Annotated in this window: 16 protein-coding genes; 8 read left to right on the top strand and 8 right to left on the bottom strand. The window is 78.0% G+C overall.

What is annotated here, in order from left to right:
- Window positions 1-15: 15 nt before the first annotated feature.
- Entirely contained in the window at window positions 16-804 is a 789-nt protein-coding gene (locus ACRYR7_RS12890; RefSeq protein ID WP_432572508.1) for an endonuclease/exonuclease/phosphatase family protein, read from the bottom strand.
- 28 nt (window positions 805-832) lie between these two features.
- Window positions 833-1750 carry a phosphotransferase gene (locus ACRYR7_RS12885; RefSeq protein WP_432572498.1) on the bottom strand — a complete coding sequence of 306 codons (918 nt, stop codon included), beginning with the start codon at window positions 1748-1750 and terminating at the stop codon, window positions 833-835.
- A gap of 42 nt (window positions 1751-1792) precedes the next feature.
- On the opposite strand from ACRYR7_RS12885, the gene nudC reads away from it, so the two are divergent.
- Entirely contained in the window at window positions 1793-2803 is a 1011-nt protein-coding gene (gene nudC, locus ACRYR7_RS12880) for an NAD(+) diphosphatase (protein ID WP_432572497.1), read from the top strand.
- Between the two features lie 40 nt (window positions 2804-2843).
- Here nudC and ACRYR7_RS12875 read toward each other — a convergent pair whose 3' ends face one another.
- Together ACRYR7_RS12875 and ACRYR7_RS12870 are read right to left on the bottom strand one after the other, a co-directional pair.
- Complete coding sequence (locus ACRYR7_RS12875; RefSeq protein WP_432572496.1) at window positions 2844-3479, bottom strand: nucleoside/nucleotide kinase family protein; 636 nt, start codon at window positions 3477-3479, stop codon at window positions 2844-2846.
- A gap of 2 nt (window positions 3480-3481) precedes the next feature.
- Window positions 3482-3706: a mycoredoxin gene (locus ACRYR7_RS12870; RefSeq protein WP_432572507.1), complete on the bottom strand. Its 225-nt coding sequence runs from the start codon at window positions 3704-3706 to the stop codon at window positions 3482-3484.
- Between the two features lie 184 nt (window positions 3707-3890).
- Between ACRYR7_RS12870 and ACRYR7_RS12865 the strand changes: the two genes are divergently transcribed.
- The 4 genes from ACRYR7_RS12865 (at window position 3891) to ACRYR7_RS12850 (ending at window position 7211) form a co-directional block, all read left to right on the top strand.
- Entirely contained in the window at window positions 3891-5999 is a 2109-nt protein-coding gene (locus ACRYR7_RS12865; RefSeq protein WP_432572495.1) for an ATP-dependent DNA helicase UvrD2, read from the top strand.
- Between the two features lie 181 nt (window positions 6000-6180).
- Window positions 6181-6447 carry a hypothetical protein gene (locus tag ACRYR7_RS12860; protein ID WP_432572494.1) on the top strand — a complete coding sequence of 89 codons (267 nt, stop codon included), beginning with the start codon at window positions 6181-6183 and terminating at the stop codon, window positions 6445-6447.
- 207 nt (window positions 6448-6654) lie between these two features.
- Complete coding sequence (locus ACRYR7_RS12855; RefSeq protein WP_432572506.1) at window positions 6655-6921, top strand: WhiB family transcriptional regulator; 267 nt, start codon at window positions 6655-6657, stop codon at window positions 6919-6921.
- On the top strand, window positions 6918-7211 hold the full coding sequence (locus ACRYR7_RS12850) for a hypothetical protein (RefSeq protein WP_432572493.1): 294 nt from the start codon (window positions 6918-6920) through the stop codon (window positions 7209-7211). The genes ACRYR7_RS12855 and ACRYR7_RS12850 overlap by 4 nt, the downstream gene beginning before the upstream one ends.
- 74 nt (window positions 7212-7285) lie before the next feature.
- Here the strand turns inward: ACRYR7_RS12850 and ACRYR7_RS12845 are convergent, their stop codons facing one another.
- Both ACRYR7_RS12845 and ACRYR7_RS12840 read right to left on the bottom strand, forming a co-directional pair.
- The gene (locus tag ACRYR7_RS12845) at window positions 7286-8326 is read right to left on the bottom strand and encodes a ThiF family adenylyltransferase (RefSeq protein ID WP_432572492.1); all 1041 of its coding nucleotides are present in this window, start codon (window positions 8324-8326) and stop codon (window positions 7286-7288) included.
- Between the two features lie 101 nt (window positions 8327-8427).
- Window positions 8428-8592: a DUF5679 domain-containing protein gene (locus ACRYR7_RS12840; RefSeq protein WP_432572505.1), complete on the bottom strand. Its 165-nt coding sequence runs from the start codon at window positions 8590-8592 to the stop codon at window positions 8428-8430.
- Between the two features lie 159 nt (window positions 8593-8751).
- Between ACRYR7_RS12840 and ACRYR7_RS12835 the strand changes: the two genes are divergently transcribed.
- Window positions 8752-9513 carry a M48 metallopeptidase family protein gene (locus ACRYR7_RS12835; RefSeq protein WP_432572491.1) on the top strand — a complete coding sequence of 254 codons (762 nt, stop codon included), beginning with the start codon at window positions 8752-8754 and terminating at the stop codon, window positions 9511-9513.
- Between the two features lie 28 nt (window positions 9514-9541).
- Here ACRYR7_RS12835 and ACRYR7_RS12830 read toward each other — a convergent pair whose 3' ends face one another.
- Window positions 9542-11092, bottom strand: coding sequence for a zinc-dependent metalloprotease (locus ACRYR7_RS12830; RefSeq protein WP_432572490.1), 1551 nt, complete (start codon window positions 11090-11092; stop codon window positions 9542-9544).
- 146 nt (window positions 11093-11238) lie between these two features.
- Between ACRYR7_RS12830 and ACRYR7_RS12825 the strand changes: the two genes are divergently transcribed.
- On the top strand, window positions 11239-12420 hold the full coding sequence (locus ACRYR7_RS12825) for a YlbL family protein (protein ID WP_432572489.1): 1182 nt from the start codon (window positions 11239-11241) through the stop codon (window positions 12418-12420).
- Window positions 12421-12504: 84 nt separating this feature from the next.
- Here the strand turns inward: ACRYR7_RS12825 and ACRYR7_RS12820 are convergent, their stop codons facing one another.
- Window positions 12505-13089 carry a PPA1309 family protein gene (locus ACRYR7_RS12820; RefSeq protein WP_432572488.1) on the bottom strand — a complete coding sequence of 195 codons (585 nt, stop codon included), beginning with the start codon at window positions 13087-13089 and terminating at the stop codon, window positions 12505-12507.
- A 155-nt stretch (window positions 13090-13244) separates the two neighbouring features.
- Between ACRYR7_RS12820 and ACRYR7_RS12815 the strand changes: the two genes are divergently transcribed.
- A complete protein-coding gene (locus ACRYR7_RS12815) occupies window positions 13245-16289 on the top strand; it encodes a UPF0182 family membrane protein (RefSeq protein ID WP_432572487.1) in 3045 nt (1014 codons plus the stop codon).
- The last annotated feature ends 148 nt before the right edge of the window (window positions 16290-16437 follow it).

Raw genomic sequence — 16437 nt, 5'->3', positions numbered from 1 at the left:
GGCCCCCCGGCGCCCTCAGAGGGTCAGGTCCACCACCACGGCCCGGTGGTCGCTGCCGCCCACGCGCTCCACGCGCCCGCTGGCGCCGCCGTGCAGCCCGTCGGCCAGGGCGTGGTCGAGCTGCACGCGCGGGGCGGGGGAGGGGAACGTGGCCCCGGCCACCAGCGGCCGCCACGGCAGCGCGCGGGTGACGACGCCGGGCGGCAGGTTCAGGTCGCCCAGCAGCACCAGCGGCCGCGGCAGGTCCGCCGCCCACCGGCGCACCTCGCGCAGCTGGCCCACGGCGCGCAGCGGCGAGAACGACAGGTGGGTGCCCAGCACGGTGACCGGCCGCGAGCCGGTCGTGCCGGGGGCGCGGGCGTCGACGACGGCGGCGAGCACGGCGCGCGGCTCGTCGGGCACCAGGCGCAGCCGCTTGCCGGCCCCGGGCGGCAGCACCAGCGGCAGCCGCGCCGCGCTGCCGCCCATGCGCAGCTCGCGCCACTCCAGCACGGGCAGCCGCGACAGCAGCGCCACGCCGTAGGAGGGCTCGCCGGGCACGGTGGCCCGCGCGGGCCGGAAGGTGTCGGGGGAGCCGGGGGTGCCGTGGACGGTGGCGGCGAAGCGCGCGCCGGCGCGGGTGACGCCGCAGGCGCGGGCGAGGACCGCGGTCTGGTCGGTGCCGCCGCTGCGGGGCAGCAGGTGGTCGACCTCCTGCACGGCGACGACGTCGGCGCCCAGGGCGGCCACGGCGGCGGCGAGGCGGTCGGTGTCGATCCGGCCGGTGGTCAGGTCGCGCCCGGAGGCGGCGTTGACGGACGCGATGCGCAGGTGCCGCGGGTCGGTGCTCAGCTCAGATCCCCAGGGGCACGGCGTCGGCGTGGGCGTCGAGGTCGTCGAGCATCCGCCGGGCGTCCTCGACGATCTCCTCGTCCTCGGTGCGCAGGCCCAGCAGCAGCCAGCGGGCCAGGGCCAGCTCGCCGGCCAGGCGGGCGCGCACGAGCAGGTCGGGGTCCAGGGGGTCGTGGCGGGCGTGGGCGTACGCCTCGAGCACGGACTCCAGCGCGTCGGGGTCGGCGCCCACGGCCAGCCAGGCGAAGTCGTCGGCGGGGTCGGCGACCCGGGCGTCCACCCAGCCGGTGATGCCGGTGAGCGCGCGGCCGTCGGTGCGCACGTGCTCGCCCACGAGGTCGCCGTGCACGGGGGTGGCGGCGAAGCGCCAGCGGGCGACGTCCTCCATGAGCACCTCCCAGCGGGTCAGCAGCCGCGGCGGCACGTGCCCGGTGGCGGCGGCGCGGTCCAGCTCGGACAGGCGCCGGCGGCGGTACTCCTCCGCGTCGTAGACGGGCACGCCGGCGTCGGCGAAGACGGCGACGTCGACCTGGTGCAGGGCGGCCAGGCCGGTGCCCACGGAGCGGGCCAGGCCGGGGCCGGGGCGCAGGTCCTCCGGGTGCAGGGGCTCGCCGGGCAGCTCGGGGGAGACCACGCAGCGCCCGCCGTCGGGCAGCACGACGCTGCCGGCGGCGCGGGGCACCGCGAACGGCAGCGGCTCGTGCAGCGCGGACAGCAGCTCCTGCTCGGCGTCGAGGGCGGCGGCGGCCGCGGGGCGGCGGGGGGCGCGGGCGGTGAAGCGGCGCCCGGCGGCGTCGAGCAGGACGGCGACGTCGAAGTCGGCGCCGTCGTCGCCGGCGGGGCCCGCGGCGACGACCTCGAGGCCGGGCACGGCGGCGGTGGAGAGGGCGGCGAGGACCTGGGGCGAGCGGGCGGGCACGGGGGCAACGGTAGAGCGCGCGCCCGTCCGTAGGGTGGAGCGGTGACCTCCCACGCCGTCGCCGCCGCCCCGAACGGACCGGGGAAGGTGGCCCTGCCGTCCCCGCCGCTGCGCGACCTGGCCCTGTCCCGCCAGCGGCTGGACCGCGCCGGCGCCCGCCGCGCCGAGCCGGGGCTGCTGGAGCGCCTGTGGGCGCAGCCGTCCACGCGGGTGCTGCGGGTGCACGCCGGCCGCGCGCCGGTGGTGCGCACCGCGCGGGGCCTGCAGCTGGTGCTGCGCGCGCCGGGGGAGGTGCCCGCGCCCGGGGAGCACGACCTGCTGCTGTACCTGGGCGCGGACGGCGCGGAGGAGTTCGTGGCGGTGGTCTCCGCGGACGCGGAGCCGGAGGTCGTGGACGGCGCGGCGGGCGACGAGGAGTGGCGGGGCCTGCGGGAGGTGGGCGACGTCCTGGACGACCGGGACGCCGGCCTGCTCACCGAGGCGGTCTCGATGGGCAACTGGCACGCGGTGACGCGCTTCTCCCCGCGCACGGGGGAGCCGCTGACGGCGGCGTCGGCGGGCTGGGTGAAGGCCGAGCCCGGCGGCAAGGAGCACTTCCCCCGCACCGACGCCGCCGTGATCATGGCGGTGGTCGACCCGGCCGACCGGCTGCTGCTGGGCCACCAGCCGGTGTGGCCGGCCAACCGGTACTCGGTGCTGGCCGGCTTCGTGGAGCCCGGGGAGTGCTTCGAGGACACCGTGCGCCGGGAGGTGCTGGAGGAGGCCGGCGTCGTCGTGGGCGCCGACGCGGAGGACGTGCGCTACCTGGGCAGCCAGCCGTGGCCGTTCCCCGCCTCGCTCATGGTGGGCTTCGCCGCGCGCGCGGTGACCACGGACATCCGGGTCGACGGCGAGGAGATCGCCCTGGCGCGCTGGTTCACCCGCGACGAGCTGGCGCAGGAGGTGCGCGCGGGGCGGGTGCTGCCGCCGCCGGGGGTGTCCATCGCCCGCCGCCTCATCGAGGCGTGGTTCGGCGGCCCGCTGCCGGTGCCGGGGGACGACTCCTGGGCGTGAGCGCGCCGCGGGGCCGGGCGCCGCGGGGCCGGCGCGCGGCTCAGCCGCGCACCAGCTCCGCGGGGTGGCGCGGGTCCTCGCAGCGCAGCACCGCGTCGGCCCGCTGCAGCGGCGCGGACTCCGCCAGGTAGCGGTGCCAGGCGCCCAGGACGCGCCCGGCGTCCTCGGCGGGCACCCGCCGGCGCACCGCCGCGTCGGAGGTGCTCAGGTGCACCACCGCGTCGAGGCCGCGCCGCAGGTCCTCGCGCAGCAGGAAGGGCCCGGCCAGGACGAGGACGGCGTCGTCGGGCACGGCCTCGCGCGGGGCGCGCGAGGCCCGGTCGGTGGCGGGGTCGTACAGCGAGGGCACCCAGCGCCGCCCGGTGGGCTCGCCCAGGGGGTCCAGGACCTCGCGGTGCAGGCCCGCCACGTCCAGCCAGGAGTCGTGGAAGGCGTCGGGGTCGTCGCGGCCGTGCTCCAGGCGCAGCGAGCGCGGGCGCCAGAAGCCGCTCCAGGACGTCACGAGCACCGGGCGGGCCCGCTCGCGCAGCGCGTCGGCCAGGGCGCGGGCGTACCAGGAGGTGTCGGCGTCCACGGCGCCGTCCACGCCGACGCGCGCCCCGGCGGGCAGCGACGCGGCCCACCGCCCCGCGAACTCCGCGGGGCCGGTGGGCCGGTAGGTGGTGCTGCTCGCCACGCTCAGGCGCTCAGGCGCGCCTTGACCTCGGCGACGGAGGGGTTGGTGGCGGCGGAGCCGTCGGGGAAGAGCAGGGTGGGCACGGTCTGGTTGCCGCCGTTGACGCTCATCACGTACTCGGCCGCGTCCGGGACCTCCTCGATGTTGACCTCGGAGTAGCTGATGCCCTCGCGGTCCATCTGCGACTTCAGGCGGCGGCAGTACCCGCACCAGGTGGTGGTGAACATGGTGACGCGGCCCGCGGCCGGCGCCTCGATGGTCGACACTGCTGCTCCTCCTCGCGCGCGGGTGCTTCCCGCTCTCCCGGGCTGCAACGGCGGAGCCCCCGCCTCTCTTCCCCGCCCGGCGTCCACACCCGCCGGGGCGGGCGCGCCCCGGCTGTCGGCCGCGCTTGAGAGGATGGGCCCCGCCATGACGACCGCACCCGGCCTCCGCCCCGCCGCCCCGTCCGCCGACGCCGTGCTCGAGGGCCTCGACCCCGAGCAGCGCCAGGTGGCCACCACCCTCGAGGGTCCCGTGTGCGTGCTGGCCGGTGCCGGCACCGGCAAGACGCGCGCGATCACCCACCGCATCGCCTACGGCGTGCACTCGGGGACCTACGTGCCCAACCGGGTGCTGGCGGTGACCTTCACGGCGCGCGCGGCGGGGGAGATGCGCACGCGGCTGCGCGAGCTGGGCGTGGCCGGCGTGCAGGCGCGCACCTTCCACGCGGCGGCGCTGCGCCAGCTGCAGTTCTTCTGGCCGCAGGCCGTCGGCGGCACCCTGCCCAACCTCGCCGAGCACAAGGCGCCCCTGGTGGCCGACGCGTGCAACCGGCTGCGGCTGCCCTCGGACCGGGCCCGGGTGCGCGACCTCGCCGCCGAGGTGGAGTGGACCAAGGTCATGCTCGTCGACCCCGACGACTACGTCGCCGCCGCCACCCGCGCCGGCCGCGGCGAGCCCGGCGGGCTGGACCTGGCCACGGTCGCGCGGGTGGTGCGCACCTACGAGGAGGTCAAGACCGACCGCGCCCTCATCGACTTCGAGGACGTGCTGCTGCTGACCGCCGGCATCCTCGACGAGCGCCCCGAGGTCGCCGCCACCGTGCGCCAGCAGTACCGGCACTTCGTCGTCGACGAGTACCAGGACGTCTCCCCGCTGCAGCAGCGCCTGCTGGACCTGTGGCTGGGCGAGCGCGAGGACCTGTGCGTCGTCGGCGACGCCAGCCAGACGATCTACTCCTTCGCCGGCGCCACCCCCGAGCACCTGCTGGACTTCCCCCGCCGCCACCCCGGGGCCACCGTGGTGCGCCTGGTGCGCGACTACCGCTCCACCCCCGAGGTGGTGGGCCTGGCCAACTCGCTGCTGTCGATGGCCTCCGGCCGCCACGCCCGCGCCCGCCTGGAGCTGATCGCCCAGCGCCCCCCGGGCCCGGCGCCCACCTTCACCGCCTACGACGACGACGTCGCCGAGGCCTCCGGCGTGGCCGCGCGCATCGCCGCGGAGGTCCGCGCCGGGCGCAGCGCCAAGGACGTCGCGGTGCTCTTCCGCACCAACGGGCAGTCGCAGGCGCTGGAGTCGGCGCTGGCCGACGCCGGCGTGGGGTACGTGGTGCGCGGCGGGGAGCGCTTCTTCTCCCGCAAGGAGGTCCGCGACGCGATCGTGCTGCTGCGCGGGGCCACGCGCGCTGCGCTGCCCGGGCACGACCTGGGCGCCGAGACGCGCGCGGTGCTGACCTCCGCGGGCTGGTCGGAGTCCCCGCCGAGCCCGGGCGGCGCGGTGCGCGAGCGCTGGGAGTCGCTGCAGGCGCTGGTGGTGCTGGCCGACGAGCTGGCCGCCGCGCGCCCGGGCGCCCAGCTCGCCGACCTCGTCGAGGAGGTCACCGAGCGCGCCGCGGCCCAGCACGCCCCCACGGTCGACGGCGTGACGCTGGCCTCCTTCCACGCCGCCAAGGGCCTGGAGTGGGACGTCGTGCACCTGGTGGGCGTCAGCGAGGGGCTGCTGCCGATCTCCTTCGCCGAGACCCCCGACGAGGTCGAGGAGGAGCGCCGGCTGCTGTACGTGGGCGTCACGCGCGCCCGCGAGGCCGTGCACGTCTCCTGGGCGAACGCGCGCACCCCCGGCGGCCGCGCCACCCGCAAGCCCTCCCGGTTCCTGGACAACCTGCGCCCGGACAGCACCGGCGGTGCCGGCGCGCGCGGGCGCAGCTCCTCCGCGCGCCCGGCGCGGCGCTCGGGGCCGGTGCTGTGCCGGGTGTGCGGGGCGTCGCTGACGGCGGCGGTGGAGCGCAAGCTGGGCCGCTGCGCGGACTGCCCCTCCAGCTACGACGAGGCGGTGTACGAGCGCCTGCGCGAGTGGCGCGCCGGCACCAGCCGCGCGGCGTCGGTGCCGGCGTACGTGGTGTTCACCGACGCCACCCTCACCGCCATCGCCGAGGCGATGCCGCGGGACACCGCCGCGCTGGCGCGCATCCCGGGCGTGGGCCCGGCGAAGCTGGAGAAGTACGGCGACGACGTCCTGGCGGTCCTCACCGCGGACTGAGGTGATCGGGAGCCGTTGCGCCGCAAGGGTTCCCGCTCCCGCCGCGGGTCGGCGGGGAACCGGTTCCGCCCTGGGCGGAAAAAACCGTTGTGGCGCCCGAGGGGGTGCCCCTACAGTCGGATCACGACACCGCGCGGGACACCGCGCACGACCGCGAGCAGCGGAGGGGAGGGCGGCACCGATGGAGAGCACCACGATCGCGAACGTCGACGCGCGCACCGCGTTCGACGCGACGCCCGCCGCCCCGTGCCGTTCCGCCGTCTGGGGACGCGGCCACGGCTCCACCCGGGTCATGACCACGGGTGGAGTGCGCCTGGACGCCCTCGCCGCGCAGCTGCGCGGCGGCGTGGAGGCCTACCGCTTCCGCGGCAAGGCCATCACCACCGGCTCCGCCCCTCGCACCACCGTCCCGTCCTCGGGGACCTCGCCCACGAGTCCACCGGTCTAACCACCAGACCGGCGCTCTCTGGCCGCGGACCCCGACACCTCGGGTCCGCGGCCTTTCTGCGTCTGCGGGCTCTCCTGACCGGCAGGACCACCGCCCCGCAGAGAACCCAGAGAGATGACCGTGCGCACCACCGCGACCCGCCACCGCCCGCAGGCCCAGCACGCCCAGCAGCAGACCCGTCACCAGCCCGTTCGAGACGACGAGGAGGTGAGCGGCGTGCAGCGCCGCCACGCGCCCGACCCCCTGCCCTGCCGCCGCTACGACTCCGAGCTCTGGTTCGCCGAGTCGCCGGACGACGTGGAGCTGGCCAAGTCGCTGTGCAGCGACTGCCCGCTGCAGGACGCCTGCCTCGCGGGGGCCCTCGAGCGCGGCGAGCCGTGGGGCGTGTGGGGCGGCCAGCTCGTGCTCGCCGGGGTCGTCGTGCCCCGCAAGCGCCCCCGGGGCCGTCCGCGCAAGCACCCCGTCGCCGCGTGAGCACCGCGCGCGGCACCGCGCCCGGCACCGCGATCAGCACCGTGAGCAGCACCCGCACCACCACCGCACCAGCAACCGCGATCCCCCGGAGGGACGAAGTGTCGTACGTCGAGGAAGCCCTGTACCGAGAACGCCTGGCCGAGGCGCACCGCGCCGCCGAGCGCGCCCGCGTCGTGCGCGCCCTGCGGGCCCGCCGGCGCGCGGAGGTCGCCGCGCGCCGGGCCGAGCGCCTGGCCCAGCGCGCCGAGGCCGCCGGCGCCGCCGTCGGCGCCCCGGTGCTCACCGCCTGAACGGGCCACCGCCTGGACGGGCCACCGCCGCGGTGACCGGCCCCGCCCCGCGGGGCGGTCGCCGCGGCGGCTGCTCAGCCGGCGTCCACCGGCAGGTCCAGGCACCCGCACTGCGGGTGCGGGGCCCAGCGCCGCTGCTGCACCAGCCCCTCGGGCAGCAGCAGCTCCAGCGTCGCGCCGAGCGCGGCGGGCCGGCCGCCGTCCAGGTGCGCCAGCACCTGCAGCGCCGCCAGACCGGCCACGGCAGAGGCGGTGGCCGTCTCCTCCGCGCCCGCGGCGCCGCCGCGGGCGAAGCGGTCCAGCACCCCGGGCCAGCCGGGGTCGGCGTCGGTGCGGTGCAGGTCCAGGCACCGCAGGCACGGCGTCGTGCCCGGCAGCACCAGCGGCCCCACGAGCGCGTCGGTGTCGCGCAGCACCACCGACAGGTGCGGCACGCCCTCGGCGACCAGGCCGTCGGCGGCCACCGCGTCGGCGGCGTGGTGGTCCACCAGCACCACCACGTCGGCGCGCTGCGGGGCCGGTGCCGCCGCGCCCGGGCGCAGCCGCTCCGCCAGGCGCCGCGCGCGGCGCTGCACGACCGCGCCCCGGGGCAGGCCCACCTCCTCCGGGTGCGCCCCGGCCACCGCGGCGTCCGCGGCCGTCACCGGGCCGGCGTCCTCGCCCAGCAGACCGCCCACGCCCGCGGCCGCCAGCACCGACAGCAGCGCGGCACCGGTGCGCCCGCAGCCCGCCACCGCCACCGACGCCGCCGCGCGCCCGGCCAGGCGGGCCCCGGCGGCCGGGCCGGCGGGGTCGTACGCGGCCCACGCCGCGGCGTCCGGCCCCCACGCGGCCGTGGCCGGCGCGGTGGCCAGCGCGTCCGCGCCCGAGCGCACCCGGCCCGCGGGCACCGCGCCCACCGCCACCAGGTCGTCCAGGACCCGCTGGGCCCGGCGCGCGGACGCCCCGTCGTGCTCGCGCGCCAGCAGCACCGCCAGGTCGGCCTCCGCGAGGGGACCGGCGACGCTGCCGCTGCGCGGGGAGGAGCCCACCTGCAGGCGCCCGCCGGGGCGGCGGGCCAGGGGCAGGCCCCTCGGGCTGCTGGTGGGGGCGGGAGCGGACCGGGGGGCGGGCACGGGGCCACCCTGCCCCAGCCGCCGCCCGGGAGGGCGCCGTCGTCCACAGCCGGGACGTCCCGGCGGCCCCGCCTCGCAGGACCCGCCTCGGAGGACCCGCCTCAGGAGGCCTTGCCGAGGATCCGGTTCAGGTTGGTGCCGCACACGGGGCACTGGCCCTTGGCCATCCGGCGGCCGTTGGTCTCCACGACCCGGCCCTCCGCCTCGCGCTTCTCCTTGCACTTCACGCAGTAGAACTCGCCCTGGTAGGTCTCGGCGTCGGCCACGGTGCGCCTCCTGGGAGCGTCGCGGGCCACCGGTCCCTCCGGCGGCCCCCACCGCATGGTGCCCCCACCCCGCCGCGCGGGCGCGCCGGAGCCGCCGCGCGGCTGCCCGGCCCCCGCGGACCCCTCCCCAGGGAGGGGCGCGCACGGTACCGTGCCCGCGTGAGGGCCGACCAGGCGGGGCCAGCGGACGGTGCCGTGGTCACGGTCACCGGCGGGTCCGGTCGCGCCCTGGAGCCGCAGCCCGCCGGCGCGCCGCCCGGCGCCGCGCCGGCCGTGGACGTGCGGCGCAGCCGCCGCCGCTCGCGCACCGTGTCCGCCTACCGCGACGGCGACCGCACGGTCGTGCTGATCCCGGCGCGCTTCTCCCGCGCCGAGGAGCGCGAGTGGGTCGAGCGCATGGTCTCCCGCCTGGACGCCGCTGACCGGCGCCGCAACCCCGGCGAGCAGGACCTGCTGGAGCGCGCCCTCGAGCTCTCGCGCCGCCACCTGGACGACCTCGCGCGCCCCGCCTCGGTGACCTGGGTCGAGAACCAGCAGCACCGCTGGGGCTCGTGCACCCCGGCGGACGCCAGCATCCGGCTGTCCACCCGCCTGCAGGGCGTGCCCGGCTGGGTCCTGGACTACGTGCTGCTGCACGAGCTGGCGCACCTGATCGTGCCCACGCACTCCAGCTCCTTCTGGCGGCTGCTGGAGGCCTACCCGCGCACCGAGCGGGCCCGCGGCTTCCTCGCCGGCCTGGACCACGCCGCCGGCCGCGACCCCGCCGCCGGCGCCGAGGACGACGCGGAGGACGAGGCGCCCGCCGACGCGCCGGCCGCCGCGCGCGAGGCCGACGACGTCGTCGGCGCCGACGACGTGCCGGGCGCCGACGACGTGGACGAGCTGGACGCGGCGGTGGACCCCGCCCGCAGCACCGGCTGAGCGCCGCGCGCGGGGCCGCCCGCCACCGTCAGGACCGCGGGCCGTCCCCGCCGCGCTCGTCGTCCCCGCCGTCCGCGGGGCCCTCGCCGCCGGTGCCGCCGGTGCCGCCGTCCAGCAGGTCGCGCAGCGCGGCGTCCATCGCGTCCTCGTCGCGGCGCACCCCGGCGCCGTCCAGGCGCCGCTCGACGAACGCGGCGACGTCGTCGAGGTCCTCCGCGGTCGGCAGCAGGTCGGGGTGGTCCCACACGGCGTCGCGGGCGGCCGCGCCGCCGCGCTCCAGCAGCTGCTCCCACAGCGCCGTGGCCTCGCGGGCCCGGCGCGGGCGCAGCTCCAGGCCGACGAGCACCGCGAAGGCGTGCTCGGCGGGGCCGCCGGTGGCGCGGCGGCGGCGCACCGTCTCGCGCAGCGCCGCGGCGTGCGGCAGGACGCGGCCAGCGGCCTCGTCGCTGACGTGGTCCACCCAGCCCTCCACCAGCGCCAGGGCGGTCTCCAGCCGCACCAGGGCGGCCTTCTGCTGCGGGGTGCTCTCCGGCTCGAAGATCCCCGAGCCCAGCGCCTCCTGCAGCGACTCCGGGTTGGTGGGGTCCACCGAGCGGGCGGCCTCGGCGATGCGCTCGCCGTCCACGGAGATCCCGCGGGCGAAGGACTCCACGCTGCCCAGCAGGTGCGAGCGCAGCCACGGCACGTGCGCGAACAGCCGCTGGTGGGCGGCCTCGCGCAGCGCCAGGTACCGGCGCACCTCGTCCAGCGGCACCTCCAGGCCCTCGGCGAAGGCCGCCACCCCGGAGGGCAGCAGGGCCGCGCGCCCGCCCGGCGCCAGCGGCAGCCCGATGTCGGTGGTGCTCAGCACCTCCCCGGCGAGCGTGCCGATGGCCTGCCCGACCTGCATGCCGAAGACGCCGCCGCCGACCTGGCGCAGCATCGCCCCCGCCGAGCCGAGCATCGCGGCCATCTCCGGCGGCGCCTGGGCGGCCATCGCGTCGCCCATGGCGGTGGCCACGTTCGTGGCCACCGGCTCCACGAGCTGGCGCCACACGGGCATCGTGCGCTCGACCCACTCCGCGCGGCTCCACGCCTCGGCCGTCGTGGGCGCCTGCTCCACGTCCGTCACGCCGTCCAGCCACAGGTCGGCCACCCGCAGGGCGTCCTCCACGGCGCGGCGCTCGGCGGCGCCGGGCGTGGGGTCGCCGGCCTGCGCGGCGGCCTGCCGGGCCAGGTCGTGGGCGACGTCCCAGTTCACGGGGGCGTCCGAGGGGGTGGAGAGGAAGCGCTGCAGCTGGTTGAGCACCTGCCCCATCAGGGCGGGGTCCATCGGGGTGTCGCCCATGCCGGGGAACCCGCCCGGGAAGCCGCCGGGCAGACCGGGGAAGCCGCCCGCGCCGCCGGCGCCGCCGCCGAACAGCGGGCCGAGCAGGTCCTCCAGCGGGTTGCCGCTGCCCCCCTGGCCGGGCTGCTTGCCGGGCGTGCCGGAGGGCCGGAAGCCGGGCTGGCCGGGCGGCTCCCGCCGCGCCTCGTCGTCCCGGCCCTCGTCCCGGCCGTCGTCGGGGCCCTGGGGCTCCTCGTCGCCTCGCTGGTCCACGGTGATCCTCCGCATCGTCCGACGGGTGCGGACCCATTCTGGCCCTCCCGTCCGTGGAGCGACGAGCGGCCGGTCCCCGGGGTTCCTGCGCGGGGCCCGCGATCGCCCCCGGCGAACGGCCCCGGTGCGGGCCGTAGGGTGCTCGGGTGCCGCCCGCGACGCCGCAGCCAGCCCCGGACCCCGGCGCCGGGCAGGACCCGCCCGCCGCGGCGCCCGGCCGCGGGGCCCTCTCCGCCCGCGGCACCCTGCTGGCCGCCTCCGCCTTCTGCGCGGTCGCGCTGGTGGCGCTGGCCGGGGTGCTCGACGTGCCCTACGTCAGCCTCGGCCCCGGCCCGGTGCGCGACGTGCTGGCCGCCGGGGGGCGCGGCGCCCTCGTCGAGGGCCCCGTCGAGGCGCGCGACGCCCGGGCGCTGGTGGAGGTCTCCGGGGCGCCGACGTACCCCACCGACGGCCGGCTGGACCTGACGACGGTCTCGCTGCGCGGCGGGCCGGGCCTGGAGGTCTCGCTGGCCGAGGTGCTGCTGGACTGGCGCGACGAGGACGTCTCGGTGGTGCCGCGGGAGCTGTACTACGCCCCGCGCACCACGCAGGAGGAGGCGGACGCGCAGAGCGCGGCGGAGATGACCGGCTCGCAGGAGGACGCCAAGGTCGCCGCCCTGCGGGAGCTGGGCATCGAGGTGCCCGAGACGACGACCCGTCGCGTGCGGCAGGTGGACCCCGACGCCCCGGCGGCGGGGGTGCTGCGCGCCGGCGACGAGATCACCGCGGTCGACGGCACCCGCGTGGACACCTTCGAGGCGCTGCGCGCCGCGGTCAGCGCCCTGCCGGCCGGCGCGGAGGTGCGCCTGGGCGTCAGCCGCGGGGGCGAGGAGCGCGAGGTGACCACCCGCACGTACGCCCCGCAGGGCCCCACGCTGCTGGGCGTGGTGCCCGACGTCGACTACGACCTGCCCTTCGAGGTGGACATCGCCATCGACGACGTCGGCGGCCCCAGCGCCGGCACGGTCTTCGCCCTGGCGGTGGTGGACCTGCTCACCCCCGGCGCCATGACGGGCGGCGAGCACGTCGCCGGCACCGGCGCGATCGCCGTGGACGGCACCGTGCAGCCGATCGGGGGCCTGCGGCAGAAGGTCATCGGCGCCCGCCGCGCGGGGGCGGGGTGGTTCCTGGCGCCGGCGCAGGAGTGCGGCGAGGTGGCCGGCTCCACCCCGGCGGGCATCACCGTGGTCGGCATCACCACCCTGCACGACGCCCGCGAGGCGGTGGAGGACATCGGGGCGGGCCGGGGCGCGCAGGTGGCCACCTGCGAGGAGGTCGCCGCGCGCTGACCCGGCCCGGCGCCCGGCCCGGCGCCCGGCCCCGCGGGCCCGGTCCCGCGGCGCCCGGGGGTGCGGGGCCCGCGGGTGCGGGGCTCAGTCCTGCAGCGTGGCCTGCAGCGCGCTGACCAGGCCGGGCACGAGGTCGGCGCCGGTGGCCACCTCGCCGTCGGAGTCCTTCGAGCGCGAGCGCACGGCGCACTCGTGGCTGCCGTCGCGCAGCACGCCCACGGCGATGCGCACGTCCTCGGCCAGGGGGTGCGCGGCCAGCGCCGCGGCGCGGGCGCCGTCGTCGGCGGGGTGGGCGGCGCGCACCTCGGCCTCGGCGTCCGGGGGCACGAGGATGCGCTCGACGACCAGGGCCGCGCCGTCGACGCCCTCGGGCCAGGCGAGCTGGCCCAGCAGCTCGTCGAGGTCGGCGACCTCGGGCAGGCCGTCCTGCTCCACGGAGGTCAGGTGGCCGGGGTCGGCCCGCGCCTCGGAGACGACCTGCTCGGGCAGGCGCTGGGCCAGGGCGGGGTCGCGGCGCAGCGCGTCGGCCGTGCGCACGAGCGCGAAGAGCCGCATCGGGGCGCCCCAGCCGTCGGAGGCCACGTAGCGCTCGATCTCGGCGACGGTGCGCCAGAGGGAGCCGGAGGTGGGGGCCGGGGCGGGTGCGGCGGGCGGGTCGAGCTCGTTCACGGGCCCGATGGTGGCACGCCCGCCGGGGCGCCCGCGGACCCCGCTCAGCGGCGTCCCCCCGGCGTCCCCCCGCCGGGGGACGCGGCGACGTGCAACGAAGAGGTCACGATCCGGTGTCGCGGGCACCCGTGCGGCGGCTTGTAAGTTCCTCGTCTGTGAGCTTCCCTCCTCGCCGCCCCGCCCGGCCGGTGCTGCGGCGGCGCCGCCGCGGCGCCGCGCTGCCCACCGTCCTGGCGCTGGTGGCGCTCGTCGTGGCCGCCGTGATCGGCGCCCGGATCGCCACGGACGTGTGGTGGTTCGACCAGTTGGGCTTCCTGCGCACCTTCACCACGAAGCTGTGGCTGCAGGTCGCGCTCTTCGCCGTCGGCGCGCTCCTGCTCGGCGGCGCGGTGGCGGCGTCGCTGACGCTGGGCTACCGCACGCGGCCGGTGTACGCACCGATCTCCACCGAGCAGGCGGGCCTGGACCGCTACCGCGAGTCCCTGGAGCCGCTGCGCCGCCTGGTCGTGGTGGTGCTCTCGGTGGCGGCGGGCCTGTTCGGCGGCTCGGTGGCGATGAGCCGCTGGGAGACGCTGCTGCTGTGGCTGAACCGGACGAGCTTCGGCACCGAGGACGCCCAGTTCGGCATGGACCGGGGCTTCTACGTCTTCTCGCTGCCGTGGCTGAGCTTCGTCGTCGGCTTCCTGTCGGCGGCCGTGGTCCTGGCCGGCCTGGCGGCGCTGGCCACCCACTACCTCTACGGCGGGCTGCGGCTGGCCGGCGGCGGGCAGCGCACCACCCGCGAGGCGCGCATCCACCTGGCGGTGCTGGCGGCGCTGTTCCTGGTGCTGCGCGGCGTCGGCTACTGGCTGGACCGCTACGAGATCATGGTCAGCGAGTCCGGCAACATCAACATCGCCGACGTGGTCGGGCCCAGCTACACCGACGTGCACGCCGTGCTGCCGGCCAAGGCGATCCTGGCGATCGTCGCGGTCGTGGTGGCGCTGCTGTTCGTGGCGGCGGCCGCCGGGGTCTCGTGGCGGCTGCCGGCCATCGGCACGGGCCTGCTCGTGGTCAGCGCCGTGGCCGTCGGGGGCGTCTACCCGTGGGCGGTGCAGCGCTTCCAGGTCACCCCGAACCGCCAGGCGCTGGAGGCGGAGTACGTCGACCGCAACATCCGCGCGACCCGCGACGCGTACGACGTCGCCGACACCGAGACGACCGACTACCAGCCGGACACCTCGGTCTCGCCGGGCCAGCTGCGCGAGGACGCCGACACGATCCCCGGCATCCGCCTGCTGGACCCCAACGTCGTCTCCGACGCCTTCCGCCAGACGCAGGGCCAGCGCAACTACTACGCCTTCCCCGACCCGCTGGACGTGGACCGCTACTCCCTGGGCGGCCAGACGCAGGACACGGTGATCGCCGCGCGCGAGCTCAACCTGGACGGCCTGAGCGACTCGCAGCGCACCTGGGTCAACCTGCACACCGTCTACACCCACGGCTACGGCGTGGTGGCCGCGCGCGGCAACGAGCGCGCCCCCGACGGCCGCCCGTCGTACTTCGAGTCCAACATCCCCTCCTCGGGGGAGCTGGGCGACTACGAGCCGCGCATCTACTTCGGCGAGCGCACCGAGGACTACTCGATCGTCGGCGGCGGGGACGCCGTGGAGATCGACTACCCGGACAACTCCCCGGAGGGCTACGCGCGCACCTCCTACACCGGCGGGGGCGGGGTGCCGGTGGGCGGGCTGCTGCGCAAGCTGGTCTACGCGCTGAAGTTCGGCGACCAGAACATCCTGCTGTCCAACCAGGTGAACGCGGACTCGCGGATCCTGTACGACCGCACCCCGCGCGAGCGGGTGGAGAAGGTCGCCCCGTGGCTGACGCTGGACGGCGACGCCTACCCGGCCGTGGTGGACGGCAAGGTGCTGTGGATCCTCGACGGCTACACCACCTCCTCGTCCTACCCGTACTCCTCCACGACGCGGCTGGGCGAGGTCACGGCCGACACGCTGACGACGCAGACGCAGAGCGTGCAGGCCCTGCAGGACCGCACGGTCAACTACGTGCGCAACTCGGTCAAGGCCACGGTCGACGCCTACACGGGCGCGGTGACCCTGTACGCGTGGGACGACACCGACCCGGTGCTCATGGCGTGGATGAAGGCCTTCCCCGGCGCGGTGCAGCCGCTGGCGGAGGTCAGCGGCTCCCTGATGAGCCACCTGCGCTACCCGCAGGACATGTTCAAGGTGCAGCGCGACGTCCTCTCGCGCTACCACGTCACCGACGCGCGCTCCTTCCTCACCGGGCAGGACTTCTGGCAGGTGCCGCAGGACCCGACCGCCGCGGAGGTCGCGCAGGGCCAGCAGCGCCCGGCGCAGCCGCCGTACTACCTGACCCTGCAGATGCCCGGCCAGCAGTCGCCGGCCTTCAGCCTGACGACGACGTACGTGCCGACGTCCAACAACCGCGGCTCCAGCAGCCAGATCATCACCGGCTTCGCCGCGGTGGACGCCGACGCCGGGGCGGCCGAGGGGCGCAAGAGCGAGGGCTACGGCACCATCCGCCTGCTGGAGCTGCCGCAGTCGTCGGTGGTCGCGGGCCCGGTGCAGGTGCAGAACGACATCCAGTCCAACGCCGCGGTGGCCGAGCAGGTGCGCCTGCTGAGCCTGGGGCAGGGCTCGGAGGTCATCAACGGCAACCTGCTGACGCTGCCGGTCGGCGGCGGCCTGCTGTACGTGGAGCCGATCTACGCGCGCAGCACCGGGCAGAACTCCTTCCCGCAGCTGCGCAAGGTGGTGGCGGTCTTCGGCGACCAGATCGCGATCGCCGACACGCTCAACGCGGCGCTGGACGACGTGTTCGCCGGCGACTCCGGGGCCACGGCCGGCGACGAGGGCGCCCCGCCCACCGGCAGCTCGCCCACGCCCACGACCAGCCCCTCGCCGGGCGCCACGGGCACCCCCTCGCCGGGGGCGTCGGTCCCGGTGGGCGGCGACCCGCAGGTGCAGCTGGAGGCGTCGCTGGACGAGGCGCGCTCGGCCATCCAGGACTCCGCCTCCGCCCTGGCGCGCCAGGACTTCACCGCCTACGGGCAGGCGCAGGAGCGCCTGCGCGCGGCGGTGGAGTCGGCCAGCGCCGCGCAGGACGCGCTGGCGGGCACCGCCGGCGCCGGCCCGGACCCGGCGGCCACGCCGAGCGCGACCCCGACGCCCTGACGCCCGCGGGGGGGGGGGGGGGGGGGGGGGGGGGGGGGGGGGGTGGGCGGGGGGGGGGGGGGGGGGGCGGGCGGGGGGGGGGGGGGCGCGCGCCGGCGGGCGGGGCGGCCCCCCCCCCCCCCCCCCCCCCCCCCGCCGCCGTCCGCGC

Origin of the sequence: Kineococcus gurbantunggutensis (assembly GCF_050871925.1) — a bacterium.
Classification (GTDB): domain Bacteria; phylum Actinomycetota; class Actinomycetes; order Actinomycetales; family Kineococcaceae; genus Kineococcus.
This window is presented reverse-complemented; position numbering and strand designations above follow the sequence as displayed.